Source organism: Cystobacter fuscus DSM 2262, assembly GCF_000335475.2.
GTDB lineage: Bacteria > Myxococcota > Myxococcia > Myxococcales > Myxococcaceae > Cystobacter > Cystobacter fuscus.
This window is the reverse complement of the sequence record NZ_ANAH02000007.1, coordinates 299,971-325,866: the sequence shown is the minus strand read 5'-3', so window position 1 is coordinate 325,866 and position 25,896 is coordinate 299,971. Positions and strand designations below refer to the sequence as shown.

Here is a 25,896-nt window from a genome sequence, read left to right as displayed (position 1 = left end):
CCGAGAAGGGGCGCGCGGCTACTCGTCGTCCTCGTCCTCCTGGGCCTCGGCGGGACGCCCCGCCACGCCGGCGTTCTGCCGCTTCGGGCACACGTACAGGTAAATGGGCCAGGCGAAGGCGTCCGCCCGGTCGTCGCGACCGTGGCCGCCGTCCTGACCGGTGAACTTGGCGAGCTGCTCCTCGAGGCGGTGGTGTTTGCCCACCATGTGCACCAGGCGCGCCTCGGCCATGGCGGACACCGGGGCCGCGCGCTCGGCCTTGGACTGCATGGCGCGCATGCCCTTCACCTTCACCTTGCCGTCCACCGAGCGGATGACGTTCTTCACCAGCGAGCCGCCGGTGTTTGTCTCCGCGAAGATGAATGCCTTCCGCTTCGGCGCCAGGTGCTCCCAGCGGTGCAGCGCGTCCACGGCCGCCTGGGCCCAGGTGGTGGGCTCGGGGGAGCGAAGCGAGGCGTCCTGCAGCACGTACGTGTGCAAGAGGCCATCCGCCTCCTCGCGGATGCCCTCCACGACAATCCCGTGCAGGTCGCTGTCCTTCTTCTCCCCGGTGGCCGGGTCGACGCTCACCACCAGCTTGTCGAAGAGCGGCTTGCCCTCACGCGGGGCGATGGCCTCCACGCTCTCCACGCGCGAGGCATTCCAGTCCACCTTGCCGTAGAGGCACGCGTCCTCGAGGAAGAGCAGCTCGCCGTGGAACTCCCGGCGGCCGATGGTGGTGTTCTGAAGCCGCCGCGCGTAGGCGATGTACTTCCCGTCCAGGTTGGCCGCGTTGTCGAAGGTGGACGAGCACGCGAGCACCAGCCCGTCCCGGTCCGACAGGATCTCCCGAAAGAGCGGGTTGGGATTGGGCGTGGTGGTGATGATGAGCCGCGCCGGCAGGCCCTGGGCGCGCATCCGCGAAGTCTGGATTCGGGCGACGCGGCGGCACTCCCGATAAACCTCCTCGGGCGACTTCTTCCAGGCGACAATCTCATCCGCCCAGACGACGCTGACGTTGTACCCGCGCAGTTTGTCGGGGTTCTGTGCGGGCACGTAGAAGGCCTTCGCCCCGTTGGGGAAGTCCAGCGTGCGCTTGCTGCGCCGGTGCACCGGGCGGAACCACGGCGGGGCGAGCGAGAGGATGCCACTCGGGCCCTCGAGCTGCGTCTTGCGGATCTCCGAGTCGGTGGGGCCGACGATGAGGATGCGGGCCTCGGGGTCCGCCTGGGCCTCCTCGATGACGGCGATGCTGCCGGCGTACGTCTTGCCCGCGCCGCGCCCGCCCAACAGGAACCAGGTGCGCCACACCCCCGAGGGCGGCGACTGCACGGGACGTCGCCACAGGGTGGGGTCGTAGTGCCAGGCGAGCACCTCCGCGGGGCTCATGCGCAGGTGCCCGTCGAGGGCGAAGTCGGCGGTGAGCTTCGCGCCCAGCTCGCGCTGGCGGCGCAACTGGTCGCGGAACTTGAGCCCCGCGCGCTCGGAGAGCGAATGGCGCCCGTGCGTCTCCGGGCGGATGATGGGCAGGCCCGCGAGCGGGTTGTCCTGCACCGCGACCATGGCGACCATCAGCCAGCCTCCGCGGGCGCGGCCTCACCGGACGGGGGTGGCGTCTCCTCGGGTGGGGGCGCGCGGCTCTTGTCGTCCTCCTCGAGGAAGCGGAGCAACTTCTCGCGCACGCTCTTGGCGGCGGCCTCGGGGGACACGAGCTCGAAGGCGGGCCCGAGCGCGCCGCCCTGTGCCTGGGCGGCCGGCTCGCGCGGCACGGTGAATTGCTTCGGCGCCGTCACCTGCATCAGCCAGGTGATGAAGCGGGGGTTGCAGTGCCGGTCGGTGACGGTGCGCTCGCCCAGCTCGATGAGGAAGCCGAAGCGGTGCGCCCAGGCCTGCTCGCACGCGAAGAGCAGCTCGGTGTAGAGGCTGGCCTTGCGCCGGGCCACGGCATCGCGGCCCTTGGTGAGCCACTTTCCCAGGCAGTCCTCGGTGGTGCCCGCCTTCGCCGCGGCGATCCGCTGGACGCCCGTCCGGGCGAGCGACTCGGCGATGACGGGGATCATCGCCTTGGTGAGCGTGGTGCGCGGGCCGCGCGTGCCGGGCCGTAGGTGGAAGCCCGCGAGCGGATCCGGCAGATCGGACGCATCCTCCCCAGGCCCGTTCGAGGGCTCGCCCAGCAGATCCGGCGGAATGCCCTTGGGCTTGGCCATGCCCCGGAGAAGGGGTGATCGACCTCCAGGACCGCTTGTTCCGTGTGAATGCAGGGCTGACAGTAAGGCAAACCTGTCCGCTTCAACTCGCTACATCATGCAACATGTCGCATGCGAGCTGAGCCACACGGGAGCTCGAAAATTCGACAGGAGAGCTGCCCTCCGTAAGGTCGTTTCATTGCACGGAGGCGAAAATGAAGTGACGAACGGCGTCGAGAGAGACGGGCGCTGCAGTGTTTGCCCCACTGCAGCGCCTCTGAATTCACACTGCCACTGACCCACTAACCACCGAGGTGGTTCCACACAGGTGCCTACATTTAGTGCCGACGACCACAGTGGTCAAGTCTTCGCTCGGCGAAGTTCTTGTTCGCACCAAAGGTGTTCGAATCTCGGATGGTGAATGGGTCGCCACACTTGGATCATTGAAAATGGCGATTTTATCTTCATCGGTACTGATGCTTTGTTACGACCTCAACCAGTTCGAGCCATCGCGATCGTATGACGTCGTGAGAACGTTCATCGAGCGGCATGCCATCTCGTGGAGGCGCCCGCTCATGTCCCAGTGGTTCGTAGAAACCTGTGACACACCAGAAGCGTGGGCCGATGCGCTCAAGCTCTTCACTGATGAGAACGATCGGTACTTTGTGTGTCGCATTCATACGGGGATGAGTGACTTCGCGGGGTATCTCGACAAGGAGATCTGCGACTGGCTGAGGTCTCGATGCCGGTGAGCAGTTAGAAGTTGATCGAGCGGCCTGCGGCGCTCGTCCTCTGCACTGGGCGAGCGCCGTTTCGGCTCATCCCAGAATTCAGGACTGAGTCAGCGGGGTGAGCTCGCGCATCTGCGCGCTGAGGCACTTCGCCAAGTCCTGCACCAGCGTGGCCACGGACCTGGACGCTTCGGAGTCACTGGTGCTCAGGAATGCCGACGCCTCGGCCAGGGCGCGCGCCCCGTGGCACAGGTCGGACATGGAGACGGGCGCGGTGGTGAGCCAATTGACCGAACTGTCCCGTCGCCCCAACTCCGGATTCAACTCGGACACGTACACCTGCATCTCGGACAAATCCACGGTGACGCTCCTCATGGAGCGTTCCTTCTGGGGCGGCGTGGACCCCGAGCCACTCTGCTGCTCTCACTCGGAGATGATGGTCCGAGCCGCGATCTCCCACCGGTCTCGGGTGAGCTGTCCAGCCGGTCCGCCCTTCTTCAGGTCCGACCAGGTGGGCATGGGTCGGCCGTCGAAGGTGGTCCACGGGCCATGGGCACCGGGGTGATCTCCGTAGGCCTCATAGCCGATGCGACCGGGCGTCCAATCTTCGGGGACGGGTTCGGGGGTGGAGGCAGAGGAGGAGAGGGTGGCGGACGACTCGGACATGCGCGCTCCGGGGTGGACTGCGAGGTGACACCCCCGAGAAGGGGCGTGGGGTGCGCCGTTTTGCGCCGTTTCGCACCCCCTCCCGGCGAGGCCCCGAGAGTGATTCCAGGCGGTTAGAGGCTGGGGTAGGGCCCTCCACCTCGATTTTTCGGGGGGTCGTCCGACAGTTTCCGTCCAAAGCTTCGGTGGGGGAGCGTGGGGTAGCCGCGAGCGCGAGATTGCACCGCGCCAAGCAATCGTCCGCCGGGCCGCGCTCGCGGTTTTTGGGGGTGGGGGTGGCCCGGTGTCCCACATGTGCGACATGTGGGCCTCGCCCGGGCGCGAGAGTGCGGTGGATCATCGGGTGACTGTCGCCGCCAACCCCTCGCCGACACTGGGCAAAGGGCAGTTCCCGACGCGCGGCTCCGGCAGGTGGATCGTCCCCTCCCGCGCCGAGGTTGATGGTGTGCGCGCCCCTTCTGGCGGGGCATGAGCACGCCCCCTGCCCCCACCCCCACGGAGTCTCGGCCTTCGCCGTGGCTCACCATGGCCGTGCCCATCGTCGTCACCCTGCTCGGGCTCGCCGTGCAGTGGGGCACGCTGGGCGCGGACGTCCGCCACCTTGAGCGCCGCTGCACCATCGCCGAGGCCGAGCTCACGCGCATCTCCTCCGCCCAGTCCAGCGCCGCCACCCAAGCCGCGCGGATTGAGGCTCGCTTCGACGGCATGGAGCGCGAGCTGTCCCGGCTCGCCCGCGCCGTCGAGCGCCTCACGGACGCTCCGGCCACCTCTGCCCGCTCTGTCCCCTGACGCCTTTCACCCAGGGCGGGCGCTGCCGCTCGCCCACCACCCAACAGGAGCAACACCATGCAGCAGCCCCAGAAGCCGAGCCTTGGCCGCGTCGTTCTGTTCGTGGACGAGCGCGGCGACGAGCACGCCGCCGACGTCGTGAAGGTGGACCCGAGGTGGTGCGGCGAGATTCGCCTGCACGTCAAGACGACCGACCCGGCGCAGCCCATCCTCGTCGAGTCCGCCCCCTTCCAGGAGGGCGTCAAGGACGCGCGCGGGCGCAGTTGGCGGTGGCCGCCCCGCGTCTGAGTCCAACCCTTCAACCCCGGGCGGGCGCTGATGCCCGCCCCTCACCCCCGGAGTACCTCCATGCGTCTGTCCCTGTCGTCCCTCGCCGTCCTCTCGCTGCTGTCCCTCTCCTCGCCCGCGCTCGCCCAGGCCCCCGCGGCGGACACCACCCACGCGGGCGAGCTCACCGCCCACATGTTCGACCAGGCCGTGTCCCAGGCCCGGAAGAGCCCGCTCGCCCCCGTGGCCGCGCCGGTGGTGCAGGCCCCGCCCGAATCCCCGTCCTCCACCGAGGTGGCCCTGGGGGAGGTGGTGAAGCTGGTGGTGCAGGCCCTCACCTCGCGCAACTGGGGCTTGCTCGCGTGCGCCCTGGTGCTCGGCGCTGTCTACGTGGTGCGCCGCTTCCTCGCCTCCCGGGTGCCGTGGCTCTCCAGCGACGTGGCCGGCGTGGTGCTGAGCATGGCCACCGCCGTGTCCCTCTCGCTGGTGGCGGCGCTCCAGGCGGGCACGCCGGTTACCCTCTCGCTGGTGTTCGGCGCGCTGCTCACCGCTGCAGGCGCCTCGGGGCTCTTCAGTTGGGGCAAGAAGCTCACCGCTGCGGCGAAGGCAAGGGTGGCGGTGAAGGCCGCCGTCCACTGACGCGGCTGTTGTCCTGACGCACGAAGGGCCCGGCCTCCACCTCGGAGACCGGGCCCTTCTCGTCCGTGAATGCGAGCGTGTCCTTAACTGCCGACTTGCGTGCGCCTGAAGGGGATGACCCGAGCCCCATCTACTGGAATCTCCGGCTCCTCCCAAGCTGCGTCCTCACCAACGATGCGATTGAGCATAGCCGGCATCCAGCCCAGTTCCTGTGCGAGGTGGCGCGGCGTCGCCCCTGTCCTCGTTGCGATGTGTTTGAGTGAGTTGCGGACCATCTCGGGTGGTTCGTCCGCTGGCTCGTCGGGCTCGCCCTTGTGCCAGTGCCGGTACATGTAGTGCTTCCATGAGCGCCGGTACTCAAGGGCGTCGATGCGTCCCAGGTCGAATGCGCGCCGTACGATGGACGCAGCACTTGCTCCCCATCGCCGCTTGATCGTGAACACGGTGTCCCAGTTCAGCTTCGACTGCTGCGGGAACTCCTTCAGGAAGCCCGTGCGCGGCAAAAGAAAAGCACTCGCGAAGAAGTCGGCGTCCTTTTCCTGCTCGATGTCGCCCGGGCGTAGTCCCCCATGGAGGACGAGGTGACCGAGCTCGTGGGCCATATCCCACCGCGCCCGTGACGTACTCCCTTTGTCGGCGTTGAGGACGACCACTGGACGCTTCGAGCCCAAGCGAGAGAAAGCATCGATCTTCACCGCATCGTGTGCCTTGATCGAGGCCTCGAAGCGCGTCACCACAACCCCGCGGCCTTCCAGCACTCGGACCATGCTCAGAATGGGTCGGTCAAGGCCCAGCCCGAGGGTGCGGCGGCACATCTCGGCGACCCTCTCCACAGACTCCTTCCCGGAGGCTCGTTCGCTCGGGAGAGAGGGTGGAGGTAGTCGCAGGCGCGCCGCCTTGAGGTGCAACGCGACGTTCTCCACGAATAGCCCGAACAGCGTGCCATGTGCCAGGACGCGAGTCTTGGCCGGCCCCGGGATCTTCTCACTCCGGAAGTGGCACTCCTCCTCGCGAAACTCCTCCCTGATGGGTACGCCGAAATAGGACGGAGTAACGTCGAGCGCCTGCGCCAAGGCGACGACGAGTGACTCGGTAGGCCTGCGCAACTCGGTTTCGAAGTGATGAATGGCCGAGTGCGACAGTGTGACCTTCTCGCCCAGTTCGGCCAGCGTCAAGCCGTGGAGGTTCCTTGCAACCCGCAGGTTGCCACCAACGAAGGCTGCCTCATTCGTCGCTCTCATCGTCCGTTATGCCGCCCTCGGCGCCCTCCGTACCAGTTTCCTCGGCTGCCGGGATTTCCTCGGGCTGCGAGGAAGGCAACTCTACTCCTTCTGGCAGGTACTCCTCCACCGCTGCAAGCGGCGCGATGTTCTCCTTGAAGGGGATCTCGAACGCGTTCCGATAAGCTCCGGTACTGTGGACCTCCTCGAGAGTGATGCTCGTGACCTCGCCGGTCTCCTTGTCGCAGTACACCGCAAACCGCCAGCCCCACTCCAGGTCCGGTCGCATGATCTGATTGAGGTCGAAGGCCTCGCGCTGCTTCTGCTGCTCCTTGACACTCAACTTGCGTGCGCTCCGATTCGGCGCCTCGGGCTCGCCGGTGTAGAATCGGAACGGGACGTCGGCGATTGACCCGACAAATTGAAGCGTCGGATCGACGATCCCAAGCCATGGGTATTTGCCCGACTTGTGCGCCGAGATCAGCGCATGGGCGACCCGCGCGTACACGGTGGTGCCTGGCACCCACCTGCCGAAAAGCAGGTCGCCCTTATCGGGCTCGATGTGGCGCGCGACCCCTTCATGCACGCCGTTGATGAGTCGCGCGACGACGAGCAACCGGTCGAGCGTCAGACCAGCACTCAGTTCCCATGGCTTCTTGGCCTTCATGCGGGCGTACGATCGATCGCAAGTTAGAATTGATCAAGTATTTTTATACGGCCCTCGAACTTTGTTACAGGTGCTCCTGTTTTATACAGGCCAATCAAGAAGGGCCCGGCCTCCACTGCGGAGACCGGGCCCTTCTCACGTCCGGAGCGGGCGGGTTACGGCAGCGCCCACACCGGCGCCGAGAAGATGATGGCCGCGCCGATGGCAGCCACCTCGGCGGGCGTGAGCGGCCGTCCCATGGCCTCGCGGGCGGCGCTCACCCCTTCGTCGATGGCCTTCTCCAGGGCGCTCCGCTCGTCCCGAAGCTTGGAGTCCTCGTCCCGAGCCCACGCCTGGTACGCCACGAGTCCGGGGTTGCCCTTCGGGCAGCGATCACCGCCCTGCTTGCTCAGACGGTGGAGGATTTCCCCCACGGCCTCCGGGCTGTGGATGCCGCCCTTCATGAAAGGCGCCATCGCCTTCACATGGAACTCGGTCAGCTTCTGGCGGAGGCACTCCTCGGACTCGGGCGTCATCGTGCCCTTGCCGTACTTCTTCCAGGTGGCGTGGATGTGGTTGGTGATGATGTCGTAGAGATTGTGCCACATCCGACTCCCATCCCCCTTGTTGATGAAGTCCCGCGTCAGCTTCTCCGCGGGCAGGTCCGCCGCGTACGTGACGGTGGGGCCGGAGAGGACGAGGAACACCGACGCGGTGAGCCACTTCATGGACTGCCTCATGGGACTGCCTCCTGAGTCGCCCGGCGCGCTCCATGCGGCCTGGGCAACGAGTCAGAAGGGGCGCGCCTCACGCCCGGCGGACGCTCCCAGCGCCACCGCAGCCCGCGCACAGGGGTTGCTCCAGGCCGCTCCCCTCGGGAGGATGTGGGGGAAGACGCTGACTGTCGCGGCGAAGGGGTGGGTGGCGGTGAAGGCCGCCACCCGCTGAGGCAGCTGCCGTCTTGACGCACGAAGGGCCCGGTCTCCACCTCGGAGGCCGGGCCCTTGTCACGTCTGGCGCGGGTGGCCTACAGCCCCTGGCTCGGCTCCACCTTGGGGCGCGCAGGCCTTCTCACATGCCCTTCCGCAGGTCGCCGCTCTTCCCGGGCACGTCCTTGTAGTCCGGGGGTAGCACCCACACGGGTAGCACGCGGACGGCGACGGCCCGGCTGATGAGGGCGAAGCCCTGGCGGGCCGAGAGGGTGAGGTACGACACGCCGATGCTCGCCATCACCCGGAAGCGCTCGATGTCCTGGCCCGTGAGCTGGCCGCTTGTGGCGCGGGTGAGGAGTTCATCCACAGCCGTCTTGGGGAAGTCCTTCGTGAGCCGCTCGCGGTTCTCGGTGAGGAAGCCGACCATGTGCTTGACCGGGTCCGGGTGTGGAACGATGTCGGGGCCCCAGACGGAGTGAGTGTTCCATCCGGGATTGGTGTTCGTCCATGCCTCGACGAAGGCGTTGGAGCCGAAGCCCTTGGGGCCGCCGGGCCCGTCCTCGTCATCGCACTTGTGTTTCTTGATCTCCTCATAGATGCGCTCGAAGGCGCCCCCGGCACCATCCTGGTCGGGGGACGGGAAGTAGAGGGGACCGCCCTCCCTGCCGAATCCATCAACGACCTGGGCGAACCGGTAGAGCCGCACCTTTACGAGCAGATTGGTGCAGCGCTTTTGCTCCTCGGTGGCGTTGGGGTTGAGGCGGGAGATGGCCTTGGTGATGGCGTCGGCCCGGTCGCACAGGCGGCCCCATGCGCCCGGGTCGACGTTCGGGAGCCGGACCTCGGGACCGAGCGGGAAGCCGGCCTGGCCGGCGTGCGCGGCGCTGGCGAGGACGGTGGTGGAGATGAGTCCGACGAGGATAGGGAACCGCTTGAGCCGCGGGGTGAGCTTCATGGTGCGCTCCTGGGCTGCGGCTCGCGGGATGCTCGCCGGGCCCACGACGCAGAAGGGGCGCGCCTCACGCCCGGCGGACGCTCCCGCTGCCACCGCAGCCCGCGCACAGGGGCCGCTCCAGGCCGGAGCCCTCGGGAGGACGTGGCCCCCAGCCGGAGCCCTCACATGCCTCGCAGACGACGTAGGGCGAGGCGGCGAAGTGCCGGGCCATGGCGAGGGAGAACTCCAGGGCCTCGCGCAGGACAGCCTCGTCCACGGCGAGCGCGCGCCAGGCGCGGCGGGAGCCCGAGGCCGCCGAGGAGCGGAGAATCCACTCCTCATAGGGGAACCGGAGCCCACCAGGCGCCACCGCGGCCAGCGCCGCTTCGTCCTGGAGGAGTTGCGCATGCGCCTGGGCGCACGACTCCTCGAGGGCGGCCACCCGCGCCCGGTACCGCTCGGCCTCGGAGGGGCTGACAGACTCGAGCGCCTGCAGCAGCTCGGCGAGCGTGGGCACGGGGAGAGGGGAGGAGGAGGGCAGGGGACAGGGCATGGGCGCAGCTCGGCGTGGGGTGGAGGGAAAAGACACGGGCCCCGGGCGGAGGGGGGAAGTCCGCCCGGGGCCCGCGGAGGCCGGAACCGCTCGGGGCCTCAGTCGTGGGTGAGTCCGGTGCAGGGGTTGAGGCGGCGCCCGTGCACGGGGCACTTCCACCCGCGCGCCTCGCAGGTGCAGCGCTCGGCCACCGCCTTCTCACAGCAGCGCGGGGGCATGCCGGTGGGCACCTTCGGCTCGGGCTCCTCGTCGGGCAGCCCCATGAGGCGACGGTGGCGGGCGGTGAAGAAGTGCTTCATGCCCGCGGAGAAGGGGCGCGTGAATATCCCGAGCTGGACAGCGTCGGTGCGGGCCGTGGTACACCCCGGCGCGGGAGGGCCGCGCCATGTCCAACACCCCGCGAAGGAGCCAACTCGGGCCGTACCAACTCGGGCCGAGGTACCGGAACACCGGAGAGGACCTGGGCCGCATCTACCGAGCCCGGAATGCGAAGACCGGCGCTCCGGCGCTGGTTCTCCAGCACACCGATCGCCAGGCTCTGGACGTCCCGGTGGCTGACTGGACGCTGCGCCTCTCCTCCTCCGTGTCCCCCGCGTACCTCTCGCTCGAGGTGGAGTCCGCGCCCGAGGATGCCGACGCGCAGGATGTTGGGGAGGAGCTGGACTTCTTGCTCTACGACTTGCACGAGGTGGTCACCCGTACCCTACGTAACCCGGAGACGCTCCGGCACCTGCGCGCTCTCCATGTGCCAACCGCGCGTGCTGCGCCGCCTGCGACTCCAGCTTGGCTCCGCCCGGCGTTCGGGGCCGTGCTAACCGCATGCTTCGCGCTGCTTCTCCTTCGCGCGGGCAACTCCGCCCAGGTGGAGGACTGGAGCTCCCGCCCCGAGCTGGTCACGGCCCGGCGCGATGCTGGCTGGGATGCTGGTGGGGATCTGACGGGGTTGCTGCTCACCGACACTGTCGACGTCGGACCGGTCGTGCTCGCCCGGCCCATGCCCAAGAAGCCCTTCGACGTTCAGAAGCGGCCGCCGTGCAACAAGGCATTGGAGGAGGAGCACTTCGACGGCTGCTGGGTCGAGACGAAGAAGTCCGCCCCATGCCCGGATGAACTGTACGAGCTTGAGGGGAAGTGCTTCCTGCCGGCCGCCAAGCCGCAGCAGAGGCCTGCATCGCTCTTCCGCTGAACGCTTGCGCTTCAGGTAGAGCGGTAGTATCCGTTTTAGTTAGTTGCTGTCTCTCTGCGGAACAACCTGTGGGCTAGCAGGTCTCCGCAGCACACCACCAATTTACAGGGCTCGCCGTGCATCAACGGGCGACCCTTATCCAGACCGCCCCACTGGTACGTCCACGGGGTCGTCGGCCGCGCCCCTGTACCGGTCTAGCCCCCGGTGCCGGGGCGTTGGTTTATGGGGTGTGCGGTGGAGCATCTCCAGCGTCCTCTTACTCTGCTGAACCCGGCCGCTCGCGCCTCGTGCGCTGGAGCGCCAAACCCATTCCCTTCCAGTTCATCCTGTCCGGTCCGCACTGCGCGCGTGACCTCGGACGCACATCCGTCGCGTCGGACGCGTAGGCGCGGGTGTCTACGCGATGGATGGTGGCACGAAGGTTGTTAACGGCGCGGTATCCGAGAGAGGGGCGGAGAGGGGCAGGGGGAGTCATCAACGCACAGAAGGCGGCAGACGTACGGGGACGTCGTCTCCGTGCGAGCCGGGGAGTGAGCGTGGAAGCGATGAACGACTGCAACAAACAAGAGCGACGGCCGGGGTTGGTGGCGGTGCCGGAGGGCGGCCTGTGGGAGTGCGAGCAGGTGGCCGCCTTCCTCAACGTGTCGAAGTCGTGGGTGTGGAAGCAGGTGCGCGAGAACCTGGGGCTGCCCTACGTGATGCTTGGGGCGCGCAACTACCGCTTCGATCCGGCGCAGGTGCGCGCGTGGGTGCAGGCCAAGTCGAAGACGGGACAGGTGGGGTGAGGGCGTGACGAGCGCGTACTTCCGGCCCAACACGAAGGGGAAGGCGGTGCTCGCCGCGGGCAAGCGCCTGCAGCGCCGCGCCCCCGACTTCGGCACCTGGTGGATTCGCTACCGGGACGCCGCGGGCCGGGCTGCGCGCGAGCGCACGGCGGCGCGCATGGAGGCGGAGGCCGAGCGCATCGCCCAGGAAAAGGCCATGCACTCGGAGCGGGTGGCGGCGGGACTCGCCCCGGCGAAGCCCGTGCCCATGACGTGCGACGAGCTTTTCCGCCGCTACCTCGAGGCCACCCGGCACCTGAGTTCGCAGGATCCCACCGCCTCCTACGTGAAAGTGTGGTTCGGCCCCCACTTCAAGAAGAAGCCGGTGGCGGCCGTCACTCCGGCCGACTGTGACGCGCTGCTCGTCCGCGCGCGCAACGCGGGTAAGTCCGACTCCACCGTGAAGCAGCTCTACGTGTTCGGGCGCTTGTTCTTCAAGTACGCCCTGCAACTGGGGGCTCGTCGGGACAACCCCTGGACGCTGCTGCCCCGCCCGAAGGTGGCGATGAAGAAGCCGCGCTTCCTTTCGCGCGCCCAGGTTGCGGCGCTCCTCGAAGCCGCAGGTCCTCACCGGTTGCTGCTGCTCACGGCGGTCCTCTCGGGCCTGCGCCGCGGCGAGCTCGCCGCGTTGCAGTGGACCGACATCCACTGGGAGGAGGGTCCGAGCGGCGTCCTCTACGTGACTCGGAGCTGGGAGCGGAGCACCACGAAGAGCAGCAAGGAGCGGCTGGTGCCCGTACACCCAGCGCTCCGTCCCGAGCTGCGTGCCGCGTACGAAGCCGCCCCCCGGGACGGGCACGGACAGCTCATGGATCCGCTCGTGTTCCCGTCTCCCAAGGGGGGCCTGCGCAGCCAGGGGTGGCACACCGCGAAGCTCGTGCACCGCATTGCCCGCTGGGCCGGGATGGAACTGCCCGAGGGCTTCACCTTCCATGACTTGAGGAAGACGTTCCTCACCCACTTGATTCAGGACACCGGCGGGAACATCGGCGCCGGGCAGCTTCTGGCCGGGCACTCCACACCGGCCGTCACCGCCACCTACTACTTCGCCCGGGACGTCGGCTTCCTGGTTGAGGCGGTGGAGGGCCTCAAGCTCGTGCCGTCAGCAGCCGTGGCTGGCGCGCACACGGCGAGCACACGGCAGCTCAGAGCAGTCCCCACCGTCGTCGGAGGTCACCGAAATGACTAATGATTTTCAGGGGTTCCAGTGTCCTGGCTCCCTCGCTTTATCCCGAGGGCTTTTAGCTTCTTGTAGAAATGGCCGCGCTCCAGATCCAGCAACCGCGCCGCCTCGGTGACGTTGTCCTGGGTATGTGCGAGCGCGAACAGGAGGATCTCCCGTTCGGCGTCCTCGACCTGCTCGCGGAAGGTGCGGTCCGCGCGGGGCCGGAAACCACCCGGGGCCCCCGGGGGCATGGCCGCGGGAGCGGGCGCGCGGGGCCCCGGAGGAGAGGGAGCATCGGAGGGGGCGGGCGGTGGGGCGCCCTTGCTCCGAGGGAGCAGCTCGGCGGCCTCAGCGCCGGTGACGGTGGGGCCCTCACAGAGGATGGCCAGCCGCTCCACGAGGTTGCGCAGCTCGCGCACGTTGCCCGGGTAGGAATGGGCGGCCATCACCGCGAGGGCGTCGGGCGAGAGGGACAGCGGGCGGCGGCCATTGCGCGCGCATGCCTCCTTGAGGAAGGTGTCGATGAGGACGGGGAGGTCCTCGCGCCGCTCGCGCAGGGGGGGCGAGTGAATCTGCACCACGTTGATGCGGTAGTAGAGATCCTCGCGGAAGCGGCCCGCCTCGATCTCCTTCTCCAGGTTCTTGTTCGTCGCGGCGATGACGCGCACGTCGACCTTGAGCGTCTCGGCGCCGCCCACTCGCTCCAGCTCGCCTTCCTGCAACACGCGCAGCAGCTTGGCCTGCATCGCCTGGGGCATGTCGCCGATCTCGTCCAGGAAGAGCGTGCCCTCGTGGGCGAGCTCGAACTTGCCCCGGCGCATGCTCACGGCGCCGGTGAAGGCGCCCTTCTCGTGGCCGAACAGCTCGCTCTCGATGAGCTCGTGCGGCACGGCCGCGCAGTTGAGCTTCACGAAGGGGCCGCCCTTGCGCCGGGAGTTCTGGTGCAGGGCGCGGGCGATGAGCTCCTTGCCGGTGCCGTTCTCCCCGGTGATGAGCACCCGGCCCTCCGAGGGGGCGGTGCGTTGGATGAGGGAGAAGATGTGCTGCATGGCCGGGCCGCCGCCCACCATGTCGTAGCGTCCCATCTCCGCGCGCAGGGCGCGCAGCTCCTCCAGGGCGGCCTGGTGCTTGAGCGCGTTGCGCAGCGCCACGAGCATCCGGTCCCGGGCGATGGGCTTCTCCAGGAAGTCGCGTGCCCCCAGTTGGGTGGCCTTCACCGCCGTGTCGATGGTGCCGTGCCCGGACATCATGATGACGGGCAGCTCGGGCTTGAGCTCCATCAGCCGGGCGAGCACGGTGAGTCCGTCCATGTCCGGCATCTTCACGTCCATGAGCACCACGTCCACGGGCCGCGCGGACACCACCTCCAGGGCGAGCTGCCCATGGGCCGCGAGCTCCACGTTGTAGCCCGCGAGCTGCAGCGAAGTCTGGAGCGTCAGCAGGATGTTCTTCTCGTCATCGACGATGAGGACGGAGGCGGGCATGACGGCGCACCTGGGGAGCGGACAGGGGGTGGACGTCGCACCGTCTCGTAAATCAGCCAACCCTTCAAGGGGGCCGCGCCTTCCCGGGGTCCCCTTGGACGGCTCGAAGACGGCTCGGGGCCGCGGAACGACAGACAAGATTCCCACGCCGGGGCCGCGTGCTTGTCATTCTTTGCCGCGCTCCCCGCCCGCTGGCCCTTTTCGAGTCCGGGGGTCAAGGGAAAAGCGGACCCTGTGCCGTCCGCCCTGGCTCGGTCCGTGCTTCTCTCCACCGGGTTGAGTGGACGACAAAACTTCCGACCCGCGTGGAAGTGTCCAATAGCAGTGCGTTCTTGCACCTGAAACAGATCGGCAAGGAGCGGGCCCGCTCCGGCCACGGGGCAATGGACAAAAGGCTTTGACTCGATGTTCCAGGGCGGGCTAGAGGCGAGCGCGTTGCCCATCCACTGGATGACATCATTTTTTGGAGGATCAATGCGTCGGATCTCGATGGTCGCGGGGCTCGCCCTCGCCGTGGCCGTACTCACCGGCTGCCCGCCGACCTACCCCAACTGCAAGAGCGACGAGACCTGCCAGGAGAAGGGCGAGGTTTGCGTCAACGGCACCTGTCAGGAGTGCTCCACCGACGCCAACTGCAAGGAGGGCTTCGCGTGCCAGGGGAACAAGTGCGTGCCCAAGGCGCCCGAGTGCTCGCGTGACGAGCAGTGCACGGGCGGGCAGATCTGCGAGGGTGGCAAGTGCGCCGCGCCGCAGTGCACCGCCAAGGCCGACTGCCCCGGAGCCCAGGATTGCCAGAAGGGCCGCTGCGCGCTGCCCCCCGGCGCCTGCAACTCCAGCACGGACTGCGGTGATGGCCAGGAGTGCCAGGACAACAAGTGCGTGGCCGCCTCGGCCCCCCAGGGCCAGTGCGACTGGGAGCCGGTGCGCTTCGGCTTCAACGAGTACACCCTGCCCTCCGATGCCCAGGGCCGTCTGAGCGAGCTGGCCCAGTGCATCAAGGCCGCGGGCTCGGGCCGGATCGAGCTCGCCGGGCATGCGGACGAGCGTGGCACGGAGGAGTACAACCTCCAGCTGTCCAACAAGCGCGCCGCCTCGGTGCGCAAGTACCTGCTGGACCTCGGCATCCCGGCCAACCGCCTCAAGGCGGTGGGCTACGGGGAGAACCGGCCGGCCGAGCAGGGGGCTTCGGAAGACGCCTGGGCGGCCAACCGTCGCGTCGAGTTCGTTCGCTAGCTCTCTTTTGAGGTAGGCTGCGCGCGAATGGCCTCGATCGAGACCGAGACACGGCAGTCCTACCTCGTCTTCGCCTGCGGCGGCAGCTGGTATGCCGTGCCCGCCGAGTGCGCGGCGGAAGTGGTCAGCTTTCCGGAGCTGACGCGGGTGCCCGGTGCCGCCGGGCATCTGCTGGGCGTTTTCGCTCACCGCGGGGAGGTCATCCCCGTGGTGGACATCAGCATGTTGGTTTCCGGGGAGCGCGAGCCCACGCGTCGCGCGGTGTTGGTGCGGCTCACGCGCGGCACCCTGGCGCTGACGGCCAGCCGCGTGGCGGGCGTGTCCCAGGTGGATGGCCGCCTGGAGCCGCTGGGCGCTGGCGGGGTGCACCTGCACCTGCGTGGCCCGGCTCGCAGCGCGCAGCGCGACGTGGCGGTCATCGACCCCGAGGGACTGTTCGACCACCTCAGCCAGGGAGGCTGAGCGATGGGGACGGACAGCCGTATCACGGGCACGCTCCTGTGCCGTGCGGGCGAGGGCCGCGTGGCGTTCGCCGCGCATGAAGTGGCCTCCATCGAGTCTCCGGAGACGTTCGGGGGCTGGGCGGGCTCTGCCTGCGAGGCGTTCGCGGAAGCGTGCATCTCCGGGCGCATCCTCGTGGCCGCCTCGGGCGAGGCGGTGGGGGTGAGCGCGCTGGAGATCGACGCCGAGCCCTTGACCGTATTGCCCGCGCCGGCCGTGCTCGTGCGCGTGGCGGGGGGCAGCTTGAGGGGCTTCATCCAGGTGCGTGGCATGTTGTGGCCGGTGATGTCCCTGGTGGACTTCGGCCGTTTCCTGGCGCCCGGGGAGGCCGCGTGAGGGAGCCGAAGGATCTCAAGGGGCTGTCGGCGTGGACCCTGCGGCCGTCCTGGTGGGGCGGGGTGCTGGGCCTGTTGTTGGCCTTGCTGTACGGGTACGTCACGCACTCGCTCCCCTATGAGGGCCTGGGGCTGTTCCTCGGGTTGGTGGGGGCGGTGATGACGATGAACGTCCTGCTGACCTCCGCCCAGGAGCGGCACGCTCTGCGTGTGTTGTGGGCGCTGGAGCAGGGGCGGCTGCCTCCGACCCCGGACAACCTGCGCCGGGCGTTGCAGGAGGTCCGCCGCGTTCCCGGACGCTCCTTCTGGTTCACCCTCCAGGGGTGGTTGGGGGGCACGCTGCTCCTGGCGGCGACCTACACCTCGCTGGCCGGAGTGCACTGGATGGTGGGCGTGCGCATCGGCCTGGTGGGCGTGTCGCTCGGGCCGCTGTCCTCCATGCTCGTCTATCTGCTGGTGGTGCGCCGCAGCCGCCGGGCCGCCGTGCTCATCGCGGACAAGGGCCTGTCGCCGCAGGAGGTCATCTCGGCCCTGCCCGCCGAGCGGTTGCGGCTGCGCAGGCGCCTGGTGTTGTTCACCGCCGTGGCGGTGCTCTGTCCGTCCGTCTTCATCCTCGACGTGTCGGTCAGCCGCACCATGGACACCTTCGATCAGATCCTCCAGACGAGGAATCCCCAGGAGCAACAGCGCGTGGTGCATCAGGCGCGCCGGGCCACGGGCCTGCCGCTGGGGGTGCTCGCCGGGCTGGTGGTGGTGCTGGTGCTGGGCACGGCGTACGTGGCGGGCACGGCGCTCGCCGAGCCGCTGCGTGCCCTGTCGGAGGACGCCACGCGCATCGCCCAGGGCGAGGTGCGCACCCCCCGCTTCATCCCCGCCGAGGACGAGGTGTGGGCCGTGTCCGCTGCCTTCACCCGCATGCAGGCGCAGCTCGCCCAGGCGCTCGTGCAATTGCAGCGCGCGGGGCTGCAGATCTCCTCCACCACCGAGCAGCTGGTGGCGACGTCCGCGGATCAGGAGTCCGGCGCGGGCGAGCAGGCCGTGTCGCTCAACGAGACGCGCGCCACCACCGAGGAGCTGGCGCGCTCGGCGCAGCAGATCGCCGTCAACGCCGAGTCGGTGTCCGCCATGGCGGAGACGACCTTCGGGGCGGCGCAGAGCGGGCAGCGCAGCGCGGCGGCCTTCCTCGCCGCCATGCACCGCATGAAGGGCGACAACCAGGCCATCGCCGACGCCGTGGTGCGGCTCAACAAGCGGGTGCAGCAGATTGGCAAGGTGGTCGAGTTCATCAACGAGATCGCCGACAAGTCGGACCTGCTCGCGCTCAACGCCGAGTTGGAGGGCACCAAGGCGGGCGAGCCCGGCCGGGGCTTCTCGCTCGTGGCGGCGGAGATGCGCCGGCTGGCGGAGAACGTGTTGTCCTCCACCCTGGCCATCGAGCGGCTCATCGATGAAATCCGCGACGCCACCCAGGCCGCGGTGATGGCCACGGAGGCGGGGCTGAAGACGACGGAGCGGGGAGCGTCGCTCGCGGCGCAGGTGGACGCGAGCCTGGGCCTCATCCTCGAGCTGGCGCGGCAGACGTCCCACGCCGTGCGCTCCATCTCGCTCGCCACCCAGCAGCAGCAGACGGGGACGGATCAACTCGCCGCGGCCATGGGCGACATCCTGCGCGTGACGGAGGAGAACGCCGAGGCCACCCAGCAGATGGTGGTCGCCAACACGGACCTGTCCGCGCTCGCGCGCGATTTGAAGGCCACCGTGCAGCGCTTCCGCGTGGCGGACCGGGAGGGAGCATGAGCCGTCCCGTCTTGTCGTGGGTGCACCGGCCCTTCAGCCGCCCCCTGATGGGCGCCATCGTCACCGCCAACGTCATCACCGCCGCGCTCGGCTCGCGCTACGCGCTGTTGACCGCCAGCCTGCGCTTGAAGGAGAGCCTGACGCTGTTCCTCTCCCTGATGGGCAGCTTCTGCCTGGCGGCCATCGCGGTGGTGTGGTTGCTGGCCCTGCGCCGGCTGCGCGTGCTGCGCGAGGTGGAGGTCCTCCGCCCTCCCGTGGTGCCCGAGCGCTTGAGTCAGGCCCTGCTGGAGAACCACCGACTCGCGGACTTCGCCTTCGTCGCCACGCTGGTGGGGTGGCTGCTGGCCGCCGCGTTCGCCAACGTCGCGCTGTGGAGTCTGGGCGGGTTCACGGGCTCGCTCGTGGAGCTGCGCACCTGCCTGCCGGGCCTGCTCTTCGGGCCGCTCGCCGCGCTGCTCACCTATTGCATGGTCACCCTGCGCTCGCGCGCGGTGGGCTTGTACCTGTCGTCCCGGGGACTGACTCACCCGCAGGCCATCGCCGTGGCGCCCAAGCGCGCGCAGATCCGCCTGCGGCTCATCCTCTTCACCGCCATCGTCGTGGTGACGCCCGCGGTGTTCATCTGGGACGTGTCCTCGGTGCTGACGCACCGGGCCTACGATGAGCTGCTGGCGACGAGCCCGGATCGCCAGGCGGCCCTGGTCGAGGAGCTGCGCATGGACGCCATCGAGGTGGGCGGCGCGATGTGCCTGCTCGTCTTCGCCGTGGCGCTGGCGGCCGCCTACCTGGGTGGCACGCTCCTGGGCCGTCCCATGCGCCAGCTCGGCGAGGCGGCCCACCACATCGCCGAGGGGGACCTCAGCCTGTCCCGCCTCATCCCCGCCGAGGATGAGATCTGGTCCGTCTCCGCCGCCTTCTCCACCATGCGGGCGCACCTGGCGGGCGTGCTCGCGCAGCTCCAGCGCGCCGGCAGCCGCATCGGCACCACCACCGAGGAGATCCTCGCCACCTCCTCGCGCTACGAGGCCGGGGCCGCCGAGCAGGCCAGCTCCCTGGATCAGACGAGCGCCACCACCGAGGAGCTGGCTCGCTCGGCGCGGCAGATCGCCGAGAACGCGGGAAGCGTGGCGGAGATCGCCCACAAGACGCTCGCGGCGGCCAAGGCGGGTCAGGCCAGCTCCGAGGCCTTCATGGAGACCATGAGCCGCATGCGTCACGACAACCAGGCCATCGCCGCGGCGGTGGCCCGGTTGAACAAGCGCGTGCAGCAGATCGGGAAGATCGTCGAGTTCATCAACGGCGTGGCCGACAAGTCGGACCTGCTCGCGCTCAACGCCGAGCTGGAGGGCACCAAGGCCGGTGAGGTGGGGCATGGCTTCTCGCTCGTGGCGGCGGAGATGCGTCGTCTCGCGGAGAACATCATCGAGTCCACCAAGGAGATCGAGGGGCTCATCGAGGAGGTGCGCGACGCGTCGGGTGGCGCGGTGATGGCCACGGAAGGGGGCGTGCGCGCCACCGAGACGGGCACCACGCTCGCCCAGCAGGTCTCCGAGTCGCTGCGGCAGATCGTCGAGCTGGCCGGGCGCACCTCGGACGCGGTGCGCGCGATTTCCCTCGCCACCCAGCAGCAGCAGGGCGGCACGGATCTGCTCGCCGAGGCCATGGCGGACATCCTGCGCATCACCCAGCAGAGCCACAACGCCACCAAGCAGGTCATCAGCGCCAACGGGGACCTGTCCACGCTGGCCCGGGACTTGAGGAGCGTGGTGGAGCGCTTCCAGATCGAATCCTCCGCGTCCTCGGCTTTCTCCTCCGCGTCCTCGTCTTCTTCCTCCTCGGGAGCACTCGGGTGAGCAGCGCGCGGGAGAAGTTGCTCAAACAGTTCCGCGAGCTGGTGGGCGTGCGCCTGGAGCGCATCAACCGCCGCATCGTGGAGCTGGAGGCGGGAGCGAGCCTGGAGGCGGGTCGCACCGTGTTGCGCGAGCTGCACGGCCTCAAGGGCGAGGCGCGGATGATGGGCTTCGACGCCATCAACGCCGTCGTCCACGAGATGGAGGAACTGGTGCGCTCCACCGAGCGCGCCGACCACGCGCTGTCCGCCGGCTCCATCGACGCGCTCCTGCAGGCGGGGGACGCGGTGTTGGTGTTGTCCGGCGCCGCCGTGCACGAGCCTCCGCAGCCACCTCCCGAGGTGGACAAGCTGGTGCGCTGGCTGAAGGAGTGCACCCGCCTCGAGCAGTCCGGCCTCGCGGGGGCGGGGCAGGGGAGCGCGGCCCCCTCGTCCCGCGCGGCTCCTCCTCCCGCGCCTCCCCCTCGCCCCGAGCCCTTGGAGCGGGACGAGGAGGAAGTCACCCCGGCCTGGGGCTCGGCGTCGCTCAACCTCGCGGCTCCGTCACTGGTGTCGCGTCAGGCGCCCCCGCCCGCGCCGACTCCCCCGCCCGCCGCTCCCCGGACGCCGGGAGGAGGCCGGATGGGAGGGGGCGAGCCCGCGCGCCCCGTGACCTCGGCGGTCGTCACGGCCACCGCCGCCGCGATTGGCCGGATGCCGCCCGCGGCGCCCGAGCCTCCCGTCCGGGGCACGGGGTCCTCCCCCGCGGTCCGCCCGGGGGAGCGCGCGGATGGCTCGGTGCGCATCGGCGTGGCGAGCCTGGATCGGTTGACGAGCGCGGTGACCAACCTCACCCAGGTGTCGCGCCGCCGCGAGCTGGCCACCACCCGGCGGTTGGATCTGGCGCGCGAGCTGAGTCTGTTGGCGCGCGTCGCGGAGGACCTGGGCCCGGCGGGCGCGGAGCTGGCCGAGCGGCTGGGCCGCGCCAAGGAACTGGCGGCCACCCTCCACCGAGAGGAGAAGCTGCTGGCCAACGAGGAGCTGAGGGACCTGGGCTACGTGGCCGACGAGGTGCAGCGCCTGCGCATGCTGCCCTTGTCGGTGCTCTTCGAGCTCTACCCGCGCATGGTGCGCGACCTCGGGCGCGAGCTGGGCAAGGAAGTGGAACTGAAGGTGGAGGGCGAGGACACGCGCGCCGACCGGGCCGTGGTGGAGGCGCTGAGGGATCCGCTGCTGCACCTGGTGCGCAACGCCCTGGACCATGGCCTGGAATCGCGCGTGGACCGGGTGGCCGCGGGCAAGCACCCCCGGGGCCGGTTGTCACTGGTCGCCGCGCGCGATGGCAACCGGCTCGTGCTTCGGGTGGAGGATGACGGGGTGGGCCTGGAGCCCGCGCTCCTGCGCCGGGCGGCGGTGCGCAAGGGCTTCCTGGACGAGGCCGCGGCGTCGGCGTTGACGGATCAGGCGGCGCGCGAGCTCATCTTCCTCTCGGGCTTCACCTCCCGCGAGGTGGCCACGGACATCTCCGGACGGGGCGTGGGGCTGGACGCCGTGCGCAGCTCGCTCCGGGCGCTGGGCGGCGACGTGCTGGTGTCGTCCGAGCCGGGGGAGGGCACGCGCTTCGAGCTGCGGGTGCCCGTGTCCCTCACCGTCTCCCCGCTGCTCTTCGTGAAGGTGGCCGAGGAGACGTTGTGCCTGAGCGCCGCCCATGTCTCGCGGGCGGTGAAGGTGGAGCCCGGTCACCTCAAGGACGTGGCCGGGCGCGCGGTGCTGCAGGTGGATGAGCAGCCCATGCCCTTCGCCTCCCTGCGCTCCCTGCTCGGCCTGGGTGCCGAGCCGGGCCTGGACGAGGGCGCGCTGGTGCTCGTGGTGCGCAGTCAGGGCGCCATGGCCGCGCTCGCGGTGGACCGCGTCCTGGAGGAAAGCACCCAGGCCATCCTCCCGCTCAAGGGGCTGCTGGCCCACTACCCCCACCTCACCGGAGCCACCACCCTGGCGGATGGCCGGCTGGCCATGGTGCTGTCCGCGGCGCACCTCATCGCCAGCGCCCGGGGCCTCACCGGCTCGCGCATCGCCCGCTCGGCTGCCCCCCGGCCCGCGCCCGCTCCCCGCCGCCGTATCCTCGTGGTGGACGATTCCCCCCTGACGCGCGAGCTCATCTCCTCCCTGCTGGAGGCCGTGGGCTACGACATCGTCATGGCCACCGACGGAGCGGAAGCCCTGGACCTGCTCGCCCAGAATCCGGTGGACCTGGTCTGCACGGACCTGGAGATGCCGCGCGTGGACGGGCTCGAGCTGACCCGCCGGCTCAAGGAACACCCCACCCACAAGGTTCTCCCCGTGGTCATCCTCACCACCCGTGGCGGAGAGGCGGACCGTCAGCGCGGGCTCGCCGCGGGGGCGGACGGCTACATCACCAAGGGTGACCTGGTGCGTCAAGATCTCGTGGATGTGGTTGGCCGGCTACTCGGCTGATGGCGCGATGCCGCATGTCGGGCCACATTGGCTATACTCCAGGAAGTGCGCACGGGGTATGGAAGTCACATGGGCAAGAAAGTGTCGGTGCTGGTCGTTGACGACTCGCACATCTGCCGACAGCTGATTTGCGAAGCACTGAGCCGGGATCCGGATCTGGAAGTGGTGGGAACGTGCGCCAACGGCCAGGAGGCTCTCGACGCGGCACGAGATCTCCGTCCCCAGGTCATCACCATGGACGTGGAGATGCCGGTGATGGATGGGCTCACGGCCGTGGAGCACATCATGGCCGAGGTGCCCACGCCCATCCTGATGCTCACCGCGGATCCGCGGCAGCAGGCGCCGGAGCTCACGTGCCGGGCGCTGGAGATCGGCGCCCTGGCGCTGCAGATCAAGCCCTCCATCGACGCGGGCACGGAGGCGTGGAACCTGTCGCGCGAGGTGAAGCTCTTGTCCTCGGTGCGCGTCATCCGCCACATCCACAGCAAGCGTCGGCCGCCCCTGCCGGGCGGAGGCGTGGCGCCGCCGGCGCCGGTGGGCATGCCCTATGGCGTGCTCGCGGTGGCCAGCTCCACGGGAGGCCCCCAGGTGCTCTTCCGCATGGTGTCGGAGCTGCCGGCGGACTTCCCCACGCCCATCGTCATCGTGCAGCACATCAACGCCGCCTTCTCCGAGTCGTTGGCGGGCTGGCTCGCCAACTCCTCCAAGCTCAAGGTGCGGCTGGCGCAGGACGGCGAGCAGCTGCTGCCGGGCAACGTGCTCATCGCCCCGCCGGGCCAGCACATGTCCATTCCCTTCCGGGGCCGGGTGGCGCTGCGGCCGGGCGTGGAGCGTGACGGGCACATGCCCTCCGGCACGGTGCTGCTGGAGAGCGCGGCCAAGGCGTACGGACGGCGCTCCATGGGCCTCATCCTCACCGGCATGGGCGAGGATGGCGCGGACGGCATGCTCGCCATCAAGCAGGCCGGGGGCATGACGCTGGCGCAGAACGAGGAGTCCTGCGTGGTGTTCGGCATGCCGGGCGCGGCGGTGGCGCGCAAGGCGGTGGACCACCTGGTCCACGGAGACGACGTGGCGAGCACGCTGGTGCGCCTGGTGCGCGGTGAGTCCCTCTCCGTGGGTCGCTGAAGCCTCGGTGCCTCCCTACCGCACTCCCTTCGCCAACATCCACGCGCTCGTGGCGCGGCGCACGGGCACGGCCCTGAGTGAGCTGCAGAGCCGTCGCCTCGACGAGCGGCTGGCGGGGCGGGAGGGCAGCTCGAGCGCGCGCTATGTGCTCTACCTCCAATCCCCCGCGGGGGCCGCGGAGTTCGCCGAGCTCATCGAGGCCATCTCCGTGCAGAAGACGGAGCTGTTCCGGGACGAGTCCCAGCTCGAGGCGCTGCGCACGCACGTGCTGGTGCCGCTGGTGGCCCGGGCCCGCCGGCCACTGCGGTTGTGGAGCGCGGGGTGCGCCACGGGCGAGGAGGTGGCCACGCTGCTGGTGATGCTCGCCGAGGTGGGCGCGGATCCGGCCAGCACGGTGCTGGGCACGGACATGTCGGAGGCGGCCATCTCTCGCGCGCGCGAGCTGTGCTTCAGCTCGGAGCAGCTCCAGCGGGTGCCGCCCGGCGTGAGGGATCGCTGGTTCGTGCCCCTGGGCTCGGGCCGCCACTCGCTCGTCGGTCACCTGAAGGAGCGCGCCAGCTTCCTCGTCCACAACCTCATGGAGCCGTCCTACCCCTCGACGGTGGAGGGCCGGGGCTTCGACATCATCGTCTGCCGCAACGTGCTCATCTACTTCACCCCCGAGTCCTTCACCCGGGTGGTGGAGTCGCTCGCCGAGCGGCTCGCGTCCGAGGGGCTGCTGGTGCTCTCCTCCGCCGAGCCGTTGCTGAGCGCTCCTCCGAGCCTGCGCACCCTGCGCTACGCGGACGCGTTCTTCTATGGCCGCGCGCCCCCGGCGGCCCCTCCCGGTGTCCCGGCCCCTTCCCCGTCGGGACTGCCCGCGGTGCGGCCCTCGCAGTCGGGGCTGCCCGCGGTGCGGCCCTCGCAGTCGGGTCTGTCCGCGGTACGTCCCTCGCAGTCGGGGCTGCCCGCGGTGTCTCCCTCCCGGTCGGACGCTCCGTCGGAAGCCGCTCGCGGCGAGGACTCCGCGCATCGCGAGGCCGATGCGCTCTTCAGCCAGGTCCTGGACGCGGTGGGCAACGAGAACCAGCCGAATCCCCAGACGGAGGAAACCCTGCGGCGGTGCCTCTGGTTGGACCCGGATCTGTCCGCGGCGCGCTATCTGCTGGGCCTGGTGTTCGAACAACGCGGCGCGTGGGCGGAGGCCGCGGGCGAGTACCGGCGCGCGCTGCGCTCCCTCGAGGAGGGCAGGGCGCGCGCCACTCCTTTCTTCCTCAACAACTCCCGGCTCCAGGTGGCCTGCGCGCGGGCCATCGAGCGCGTGGAGCGGGCCACTCCCCCCACGTCGCGCTGAGGGGCGGACAGGCGGGCCCCCCCAAGCGTGAAGAAGCACACGCGCGCCGGGACTTTGCCCGATAGGATGCGCCGCCTATGCGAAGGCTTGCCCTCATCGCCCTCCCTTTCCTGCTCTCGGGCTGCTTCTACCCGGCGGCCCGCGGACGCGCGCTGGAGACCCGGCTCGATCAACTCGATGCCTCCCAGGTCCAGATCCAGGCGGAGCTCAAGCGCACGCGCGAGCAGCTCGACGCCACGCTGCCGCTCATCGACGAGAAGATCGCCCAGGTCTCCAAGGCCCTGGAAGGCCTGGACAAGGCGTCGCGCCGCTCGGGCGCGGACATCGGCATCCAGCTGCAGAAGACGGTGGAGGACCTGGCCCAGCTGCGCGGTCAGGTGGAGACGTACGTCTACAAGATTGGCGAGCTGGAGGCGGCGCTCGCGAGGACGACGGAGGACACCGACAAGCGGCTGCTCGAGCTCAAGGGAGAGCAGGCGCTCAAGGAGGCCGAGGCCCGCAAGAAGGCCGAGGAGCTCAAGCGCCCCACGGACAAGAAGGAGTTCCTCGCGCTGGCCCAGGACAAGGCCAAGGCCGGTGACGTGGTGCTCGCCCGCCAGCTCTACGGGGAGTTCCTCAAGAAGTGGCCCAAGGACGCGCTCGTCGCCGAGGCCCACTTCGGGCTGGGCGAGAGCTACTTCGCCGAGGACAAGTGCCGCGAGGCCCTCTTCGAGTACGGCAAGCTCTTGCAGGAGCACCCCAAGGCGGCCTCCACGCCAGAGGCCTACCTGCGCTCCTCGGAGTGCTTCCAGAAGCTGAAGATGCAGGACGAGGCGCGGCTGGCGCTCGAGGAGCTCGTGAAGGGCTACCCGAAGACCGATGCGGCCAAGACGGCCAAGACGCGGCTCGCGGAGCTGGACAAGGCCAAGAAGAAGGGAAGCAAGAAATGAGCAGGCGTCCGTTGCTCCTGGTGGTGCTGGCGCTGCTGCTCTCGCCCTGGGGGGCCGGGGCGGAGCCCAAGCACGTGGTGCTCCTCTTCACCGGAGACAATGGGGGCGAAATCGCCCCCTGTGGTTGAAGCCACAA

27 protein-coding genes are annotated in these 25,896 nt (G+C 69.5%); 16 read left to right on the top strand and 11 right to left on the bottom strand.

All coding sequences use genetic code 11. From position 1 onward, the window contains the following. Nucleotides 1-18 precede the first annotated feature (18 nt). The 4 genes from D187_RS13670 to D187_RS13650 form a co-directional block, all read right to left on the bottom strand. Complete coding sequence (locus D187_RS13670) at nt 19-1,551, bottom strand: DNA-packaging protein (RefSeq protein WP_020918017.1); 1,533 nt, start codon at nt 1,549-1,551, stop codon at nt 19-21. Further along, a complete protein-coding gene (locus D187_RS13665) occupies nt 1,551-2,186 on the bottom strand; it encodes a hypothetical protein (protein WP_020918016.1) in 636 nt (211 codons plus the stop codon). Before D187_RS13665 ends, D187_RS13670 begins: the two co-directional genes overlap by 1 nt. A gap of 809 nt (nt 2,187-2,995) precedes the next feature. Next, nucleotides 2,996-3,271: a hypothetical protein gene (locus tag D187_RS13655; RefSeq protein ID WP_002630160.1), complete on the bottom strand. Its 276-nt coding sequence runs from the start codon at nt 3,269-3,271 to the stop codon at nt 2,996-2,998. A 48-nt stretch (nt 3,272-3,319) separates the two neighbouring features. Beyond that, the gene (locus D187_RS13650) at nt 3,320-3,562 is read right to left on the bottom strand and encodes a hypothetical protein (protein WP_002630159.1); all 243 of its coding nucleotides are present in this window, start codon (nt 3,560-3,562) and stop codon (nt 3,320-3,322) included. A 468-nt stretch (nt 3,563-4,030) separates the two neighbouring features. Between D187_RS13650 and D187_RS13645 the strand changes: the two genes are divergently transcribed. From D187_RS13645 to D187_RS49845, 3 genes are read left to right on the top strand one after another with little or no spacing between them, the layout of a single operon-like run. Then, nucleotides 4,031-4,351 (top strand): hypothetical protein, encoded by a 321-nt coding sequence (locus tag D187_RS13645; RefSeq protein WP_245591705.1) that lies wholly within the window; start codon nt 4,031-4,033, stop codon nt 4,349-4,351. Nucleotides 4,352-4,408: 57 nt separating this feature from the next. After that, nucleotides 4,409-4,639: a hypothetical protein gene (locus D187_RS13640; protein WP_002630157.1), complete on the top strand. Its 231-nt coding sequence runs from the start codon at nt 4,409-4,411 to the stop codon at nt 4,637-4,639. Between the two features lie 60 nt (nt 4,640-4,699). Continuing rightward, complete coding sequence (locus D187_RS49845; RefSeq protein WP_002630156.1) at nt 4,700-5,257, top strand: hypothetical protein; 558 nt, start codon at nt 4,700-4,702, stop codon at nt 5,255-5,257. Nucleotides 5,258-5,340: 83 nt separating this feature from the next. Here the strand turns inward: D187_RS49845 and D187_RS13630 are convergent, their stop codons facing one another. The 6 genes from D187_RS13630 to D187_RS13600 form a co-directional block, all read right to left on the bottom strand. After that, on the bottom strand, nt 5,341-6,498 hold the full coding sequence (locus D187_RS13630; protein WP_076606157.1) for a helix-turn-helix domain-containing protein: 1,158 nt from the start codon (nt 6,496-6,498) through the stop codon (nt 5,341-5,343). Beyond that, the gene (locus tag D187_RS13625) at nt 6,482-7,144 is read right to left on the bottom strand and encodes a hypothetical protein (protein ID WP_002630154.1); all 663 of its coding nucleotides are present in this window, start codon (nt 7,142-7,144) and stop codon (nt 6,482-6,484) included. Before D187_RS13625 ends, D187_RS13630 begins: the two co-directional genes overlap by 17 nt. 155 nt (nt 7,145-7,299) lie before the next feature. Next, a complete protein-coding gene (locus D187_RS13620) occupies nt 7,300-7,863 on the bottom strand; it encodes a hypothetical protein (protein ID WP_002630153.1) in 564 nt (187 codons plus the stop codon). A gap of 331 nt (nt 7,864-8,194) precedes the next feature. Then, a complete protein-coding gene (locus tag D187_RS13610) occupies nt 8,195-9,010 on the bottom strand; it encodes a hypothetical protein (RefSeq protein WP_002630151.1) in 816 nt (271 codons plus the stop codon). A 64-nt stretch (nt 9,011-9,074) separates the two neighbouring features. Then, nucleotides 9,075-9,542 (bottom strand): hypothetical protein, encoded by a 468-nt coding sequence (locus D187_RS13605; RefSeq protein ID WP_002630150.1) that lies wholly within the window; start codon nt 9,540-9,542, stop codon nt 9,075-9,077. Nucleotides 9,543-9,640: 98 nt separating this feature from the next. Next, nucleotides 9,641-9,841, bottom strand: coding sequence for a hypothetical protein (locus tag D187_RS13600; RefSeq protein WP_002630149.1), 201 nt, complete (start codon nt 9,839-9,841; stop codon nt 9,641-9,643). Nucleotides 9,842-9,927: 86 nt separating this feature from the next. Between D187_RS13600 and D187_RS13595 the strand changes: the two genes are divergently transcribed. From D187_RS13595 to D187_RS13585, 3 genes are all read left to right on the top strand, one after another. Beyond that, complete coding sequence (locus tag D187_RS13595; protein ID WP_002630148.1) at nt 9,928-10,728, top strand: hypothetical protein; 801 nt, start codon at nt 9,928-9,930, stop codon at nt 10,726-10,728. Nucleotides 10,729-11,273: 545 nt separating this feature from the next. Further along, nucleotides 11,274-11,513, top strand: a complete 240-nt coding sequence (locus tag D187_RS13590; RefSeq protein WP_043429633.1) for a helix-turn-helix transcriptional regulator — start codon at nt 11,274-11,276, stop codon at nt 11,511-11,513. Nucleotides 11,514-11,517: 4 nt separating this feature from the next. Then, complete coding sequence (locus tag D187_RS13585; protein WP_002630146.1) at nt 11,518-12,741, top strand: tyrosine-type recombinase/integrase; 1,224 nt, start codon at nt 11,518-11,520, stop codon at nt 12,739-12,741. Here the strand turns inward: D187_RS13585 and D187_RS13580 are convergent. Then, on the bottom strand, nt 12,738-14,201 hold the full coding sequence (locus D187_RS13580) for a sigma-54-dependent transcriptional regulator (RefSeq protein WP_020918014.1): 1,464 nt from the start codon (nt 14,199-14,201) through the stop codon (nt 12,738-12,740). The two genes, D187_RS13585 and D187_RS13580, sit on opposite strands and share 4 nt — an antisense overlap. A gap of 474 nt (nt 14,202-14,675) precedes the next feature. On the opposite strand from D187_RS13580, the gene D187_RS13575 reads away from it, so the two are divergent. The 10 genes from D187_RS13575 (at nt 14,676) to D187_RS58720 (ending at nt 25,888) form a co-directional block, all read left to right on the top strand. Further along, nucleotides 14,676-15,434, top strand: a complete 759-nt coding sequence (locus D187_RS13575; RefSeq protein WP_002621269.1) for an OmpA family protein — start codon at nt 14,676-14,678, stop codon at nt 15,432-15,434. 27 nt (nt 15,435-15,461) lie between these two features. After that, nucleotides 15,462-15,896: a chemotaxis protein CheW gene (locus D187_RS13570; RefSeq protein WP_002621268.1), complete on the top strand. Its 435-nt coding sequence runs from the start codon at nt 15,462-15,464 to the stop codon at nt 15,894-15,896. Nucleotides 15,897-15,899: 3 nt separating this feature from the next. Then, complete coding sequence (locus D187_RS13565; RefSeq protein ID WP_002621267.1) at nt 15,900-16,271, top strand: hypothetical protein; 372 nt, start codon at nt 15,900-15,902, stop codon at nt 16,269-16,271. Next, nucleotides 16,268-18,067, top strand: coding sequence for a methyl-accepting chemotaxis protein (locus D187_RS13560; protein ID WP_002621266.1), 1,800 nt, complete (start codon nt 16,268-16,270; stop codon nt 18,065-18,067). Before D187_RS13565 ends, D187_RS13560 begins: the two co-directional genes overlap by 4 nt. Continuing rightward, complete coding sequence (locus tag D187_RS13555) at nt 18,064-19,920, top strand: methyl-accepting chemotaxis protein (RefSeq protein ID WP_002621265.1); 1,857 nt, start codon at nt 18,064-18,066, stop codon at nt 19,918-19,920. Before D187_RS13560 ends, D187_RS13555 begins: the two co-directional genes overlap by 4 nt. Next, complete coding sequence (locus D187_RS13550; RefSeq protein ID WP_002621264.1) at nt 19,917-22,370, top strand: hybrid sensor histidine kinase/response regulator; 2,454 nt, start codon at nt 19,917-19,919, stop codon at nt 22,368-22,370. Before D187_RS13555 ends, D187_RS13550 begins: the two co-directional genes overlap by 4 nt. Nucleotides 22,371-22,439: 69 nt before the next feature. Continuing rightward, nucleotides 22,440-23,498 (top strand): chemotaxis-specific protein-glutamate methyltransferase CheB, encoded by a 1,059-nt coding sequence (gene cheB, locus D187_RS13545; protein WP_002621263.1) that lies wholly within the window; start codon nt 22,440-22,442, stop codon nt 23,496-23,498. A gap of 7 nt (nt 23,499-23,505) precedes the next feature. Beyond that, entirely contained in the window at nt 23,506-24,831 is a 1,326-nt protein-coding gene (locus D187_RS13540; protein ID WP_002621262.1) for a CheR family methyltransferase, read from the top strand. Nucleotides 24,832-24,908: 77 nt separating this feature from the next. Continuing rightward, nucleotides 24,909-25,760, top strand: a complete 852-nt coding sequence (locus D187_RS13535; RefSeq protein WP_002621261.1) for a tetratricopeptide repeat protein — start codon at nt 24,909-24,911, stop codon at nt 25,758-25,760. After that, nucleotides 25,757-25,888 (top strand): hypothetical protein, encoded by a 132-nt coding sequence (locus D187_RS58720; RefSeq protein ID WP_281171778.1) that lies wholly within the window; start codon nt 25,757-25,759, stop codon nt 25,886-25,888. The genes D187_RS13535 and D187_RS58720 overlap by 4 nt, the downstream gene beginning before the upstream one ends. The last annotated feature ends 8 nt before the right edge of the window (nt 25,889-25,896 follow it).

Bases quoted from the DNA above. Each gene is read 5' to 3' on its own strand.
- D187_RS13670 (WP_020918017.1), bottom strand. From the start codon at position 1,551: ATGGTCGCCATGGTCGCGGTGCAGGACAACCCGCTCGCGGGCCTGCCC.
- D187_RS13665 (WP_020918016.1), bottom strand. From the start codon at position 2,186: ATGGCCAAGCCCAAGGGCATTCCGCCGGATCTGCTGGGCGAGCCCTCG.
- D187_RS13655 (WP_002630160.1), bottom strand. From the start codon at position 3,271: ATGAGGAGCGTCACCGTGGATTTGTCCGAGATGCAGGTGTACGTGTCC.
- D187_RS13650 (WP_002630159.1), bottom strand. From the start codon at position 3,562: ATGTCCGAGTCGTCCGCCACCCTCTCCTCCTCTGCCTCCACCCCCGAA.
- D187_RS13645 (WP_245591705.1), top strand. From the start codon at position 4,031: ATGAGCACGCCCCCTGCCCCCACCCCCACGGAGTCTCGGCCTTCGCCG.
- D187_RS13640 (WP_002630157.1), top strand. From the start codon at position 4,409: ATGCAGCAGCCCCAGAAGCCGAGCCTTGGCCGCGTCGTTCTGTTCGTG.
- D187_RS49845 (WP_002630156.1), top strand. From the start codon at position 4,700: ATGCGTCTGTCCCTGTCGTCCCTCGCCGTCCTCTCGCTGCTGTCCCTC.
- D187_RS13630 (WP_076606157.1), bottom strand. From the start codon at position 6,498: ATGAGAGCGACGAATGAGGCAGCCTTCGTTGGTGGCAACCTGCGGGTT.
- D187_RS13625 (WP_002630154.1), bottom strand. From the start codon at position 7,144: ATGAAGGCCAAGAAGCCATGGGAACTGAGTGCTGGTCTGACGCTCGAC.
- D187_RS13620 (WP_002630153.1), bottom strand. From the start codon at position 7,863: ATGAGGCAGTCCATGAAGTGGCTCACCGCGTCGGTGTTCCTCGTCCTC.
- D187_RS13610 (WP_002630151.1), bottom strand. From the start codon at position 9,010: ATGAAGCTCACCCCGCGGCTCAAGCGGTTCCCTATCCTCGTCGGACTC.
- D187_RS13605 (WP_002630150.1), bottom strand. From the start codon at position 9,542: ATGCCCTGTCCCCTGCCCTCCTCCTCCCCTCTCCCCGTGCCCACGCTC.
- D187_RS13600 (WP_002630149.1), bottom strand. From the start codon at position 9,841: ATGAAGCACTTCTTCACCGCCCGCCACCGTCGCCTCATGGGGCTGCCC.
- D187_RS13595 (WP_002630148.1), top strand. From the start codon at position 9,928: ATGTCCAACACCCCGCGAAGGAGCCAACTCGGGCCGTACCAACTCGGG.
- D187_RS13590 (WP_043429633.1), top strand. From the start codon at position 11,274: ATGAACGACTGCAACAAACAAGAGCGACGGCCGGGGTTGGTGGCGGTG.
- D187_RS13580 (WP_020918014.1), bottom strand. From the start codon at position 14,201: ATGCCCGCCTCCGTCCTCATCGTCGATGACGAGAAGAACATCCTGCTG.
- D187_RS13575 (WP_002621269.1), top strand. From the start codon at position 14,676: ATGCGTCGGATCTCGATGGTCGCGGGGCTCGCCCTCGCCGTGGCCGTA.
- D187_RS13570 (WP_002621268.1), top strand. From the start codon at position 15,462: ATGGCCTCGATCGAGACCGAGACACGGCAGTCCTACCTCGTCTTCGCC.
- D187_RS13565 (WP_002621267.1), top strand. From the start codon at position 15,900: ATGGGGACGGACAGCCGTATCACGGGCACGCTCCTGTGCCGTGCGGGC.
- D187_RS13555 (WP_002621265.1), top strand. From the start codon at position 18,064: ATGAGCCGTCCCGTCTTGTCGTGGGTGCACCGGCCCTTCAGCCGCCCC.
- cheB (WP_002621263.1), top strand. From the start codon at position 22,440: ATGGGCAAGAAAGTGTCGGTGCTGGTCGTTGACGACTCGCACATCTGC.
- D187_RS13535 (WP_002621261.1), top strand. From the start codon at position 24,909: ATGCGAAGGCTTGCCCTCATCGCCCTCCCTTTCCTGCTCTCGGGCTGC.
- D187_RS58720 (WP_281171778.1), top strand. From the start codon at position 25,757: ATGAGCAGGCGTCCGTTGCTCCTGGTGGTGCTGGCGCTGCTGCTCTCG.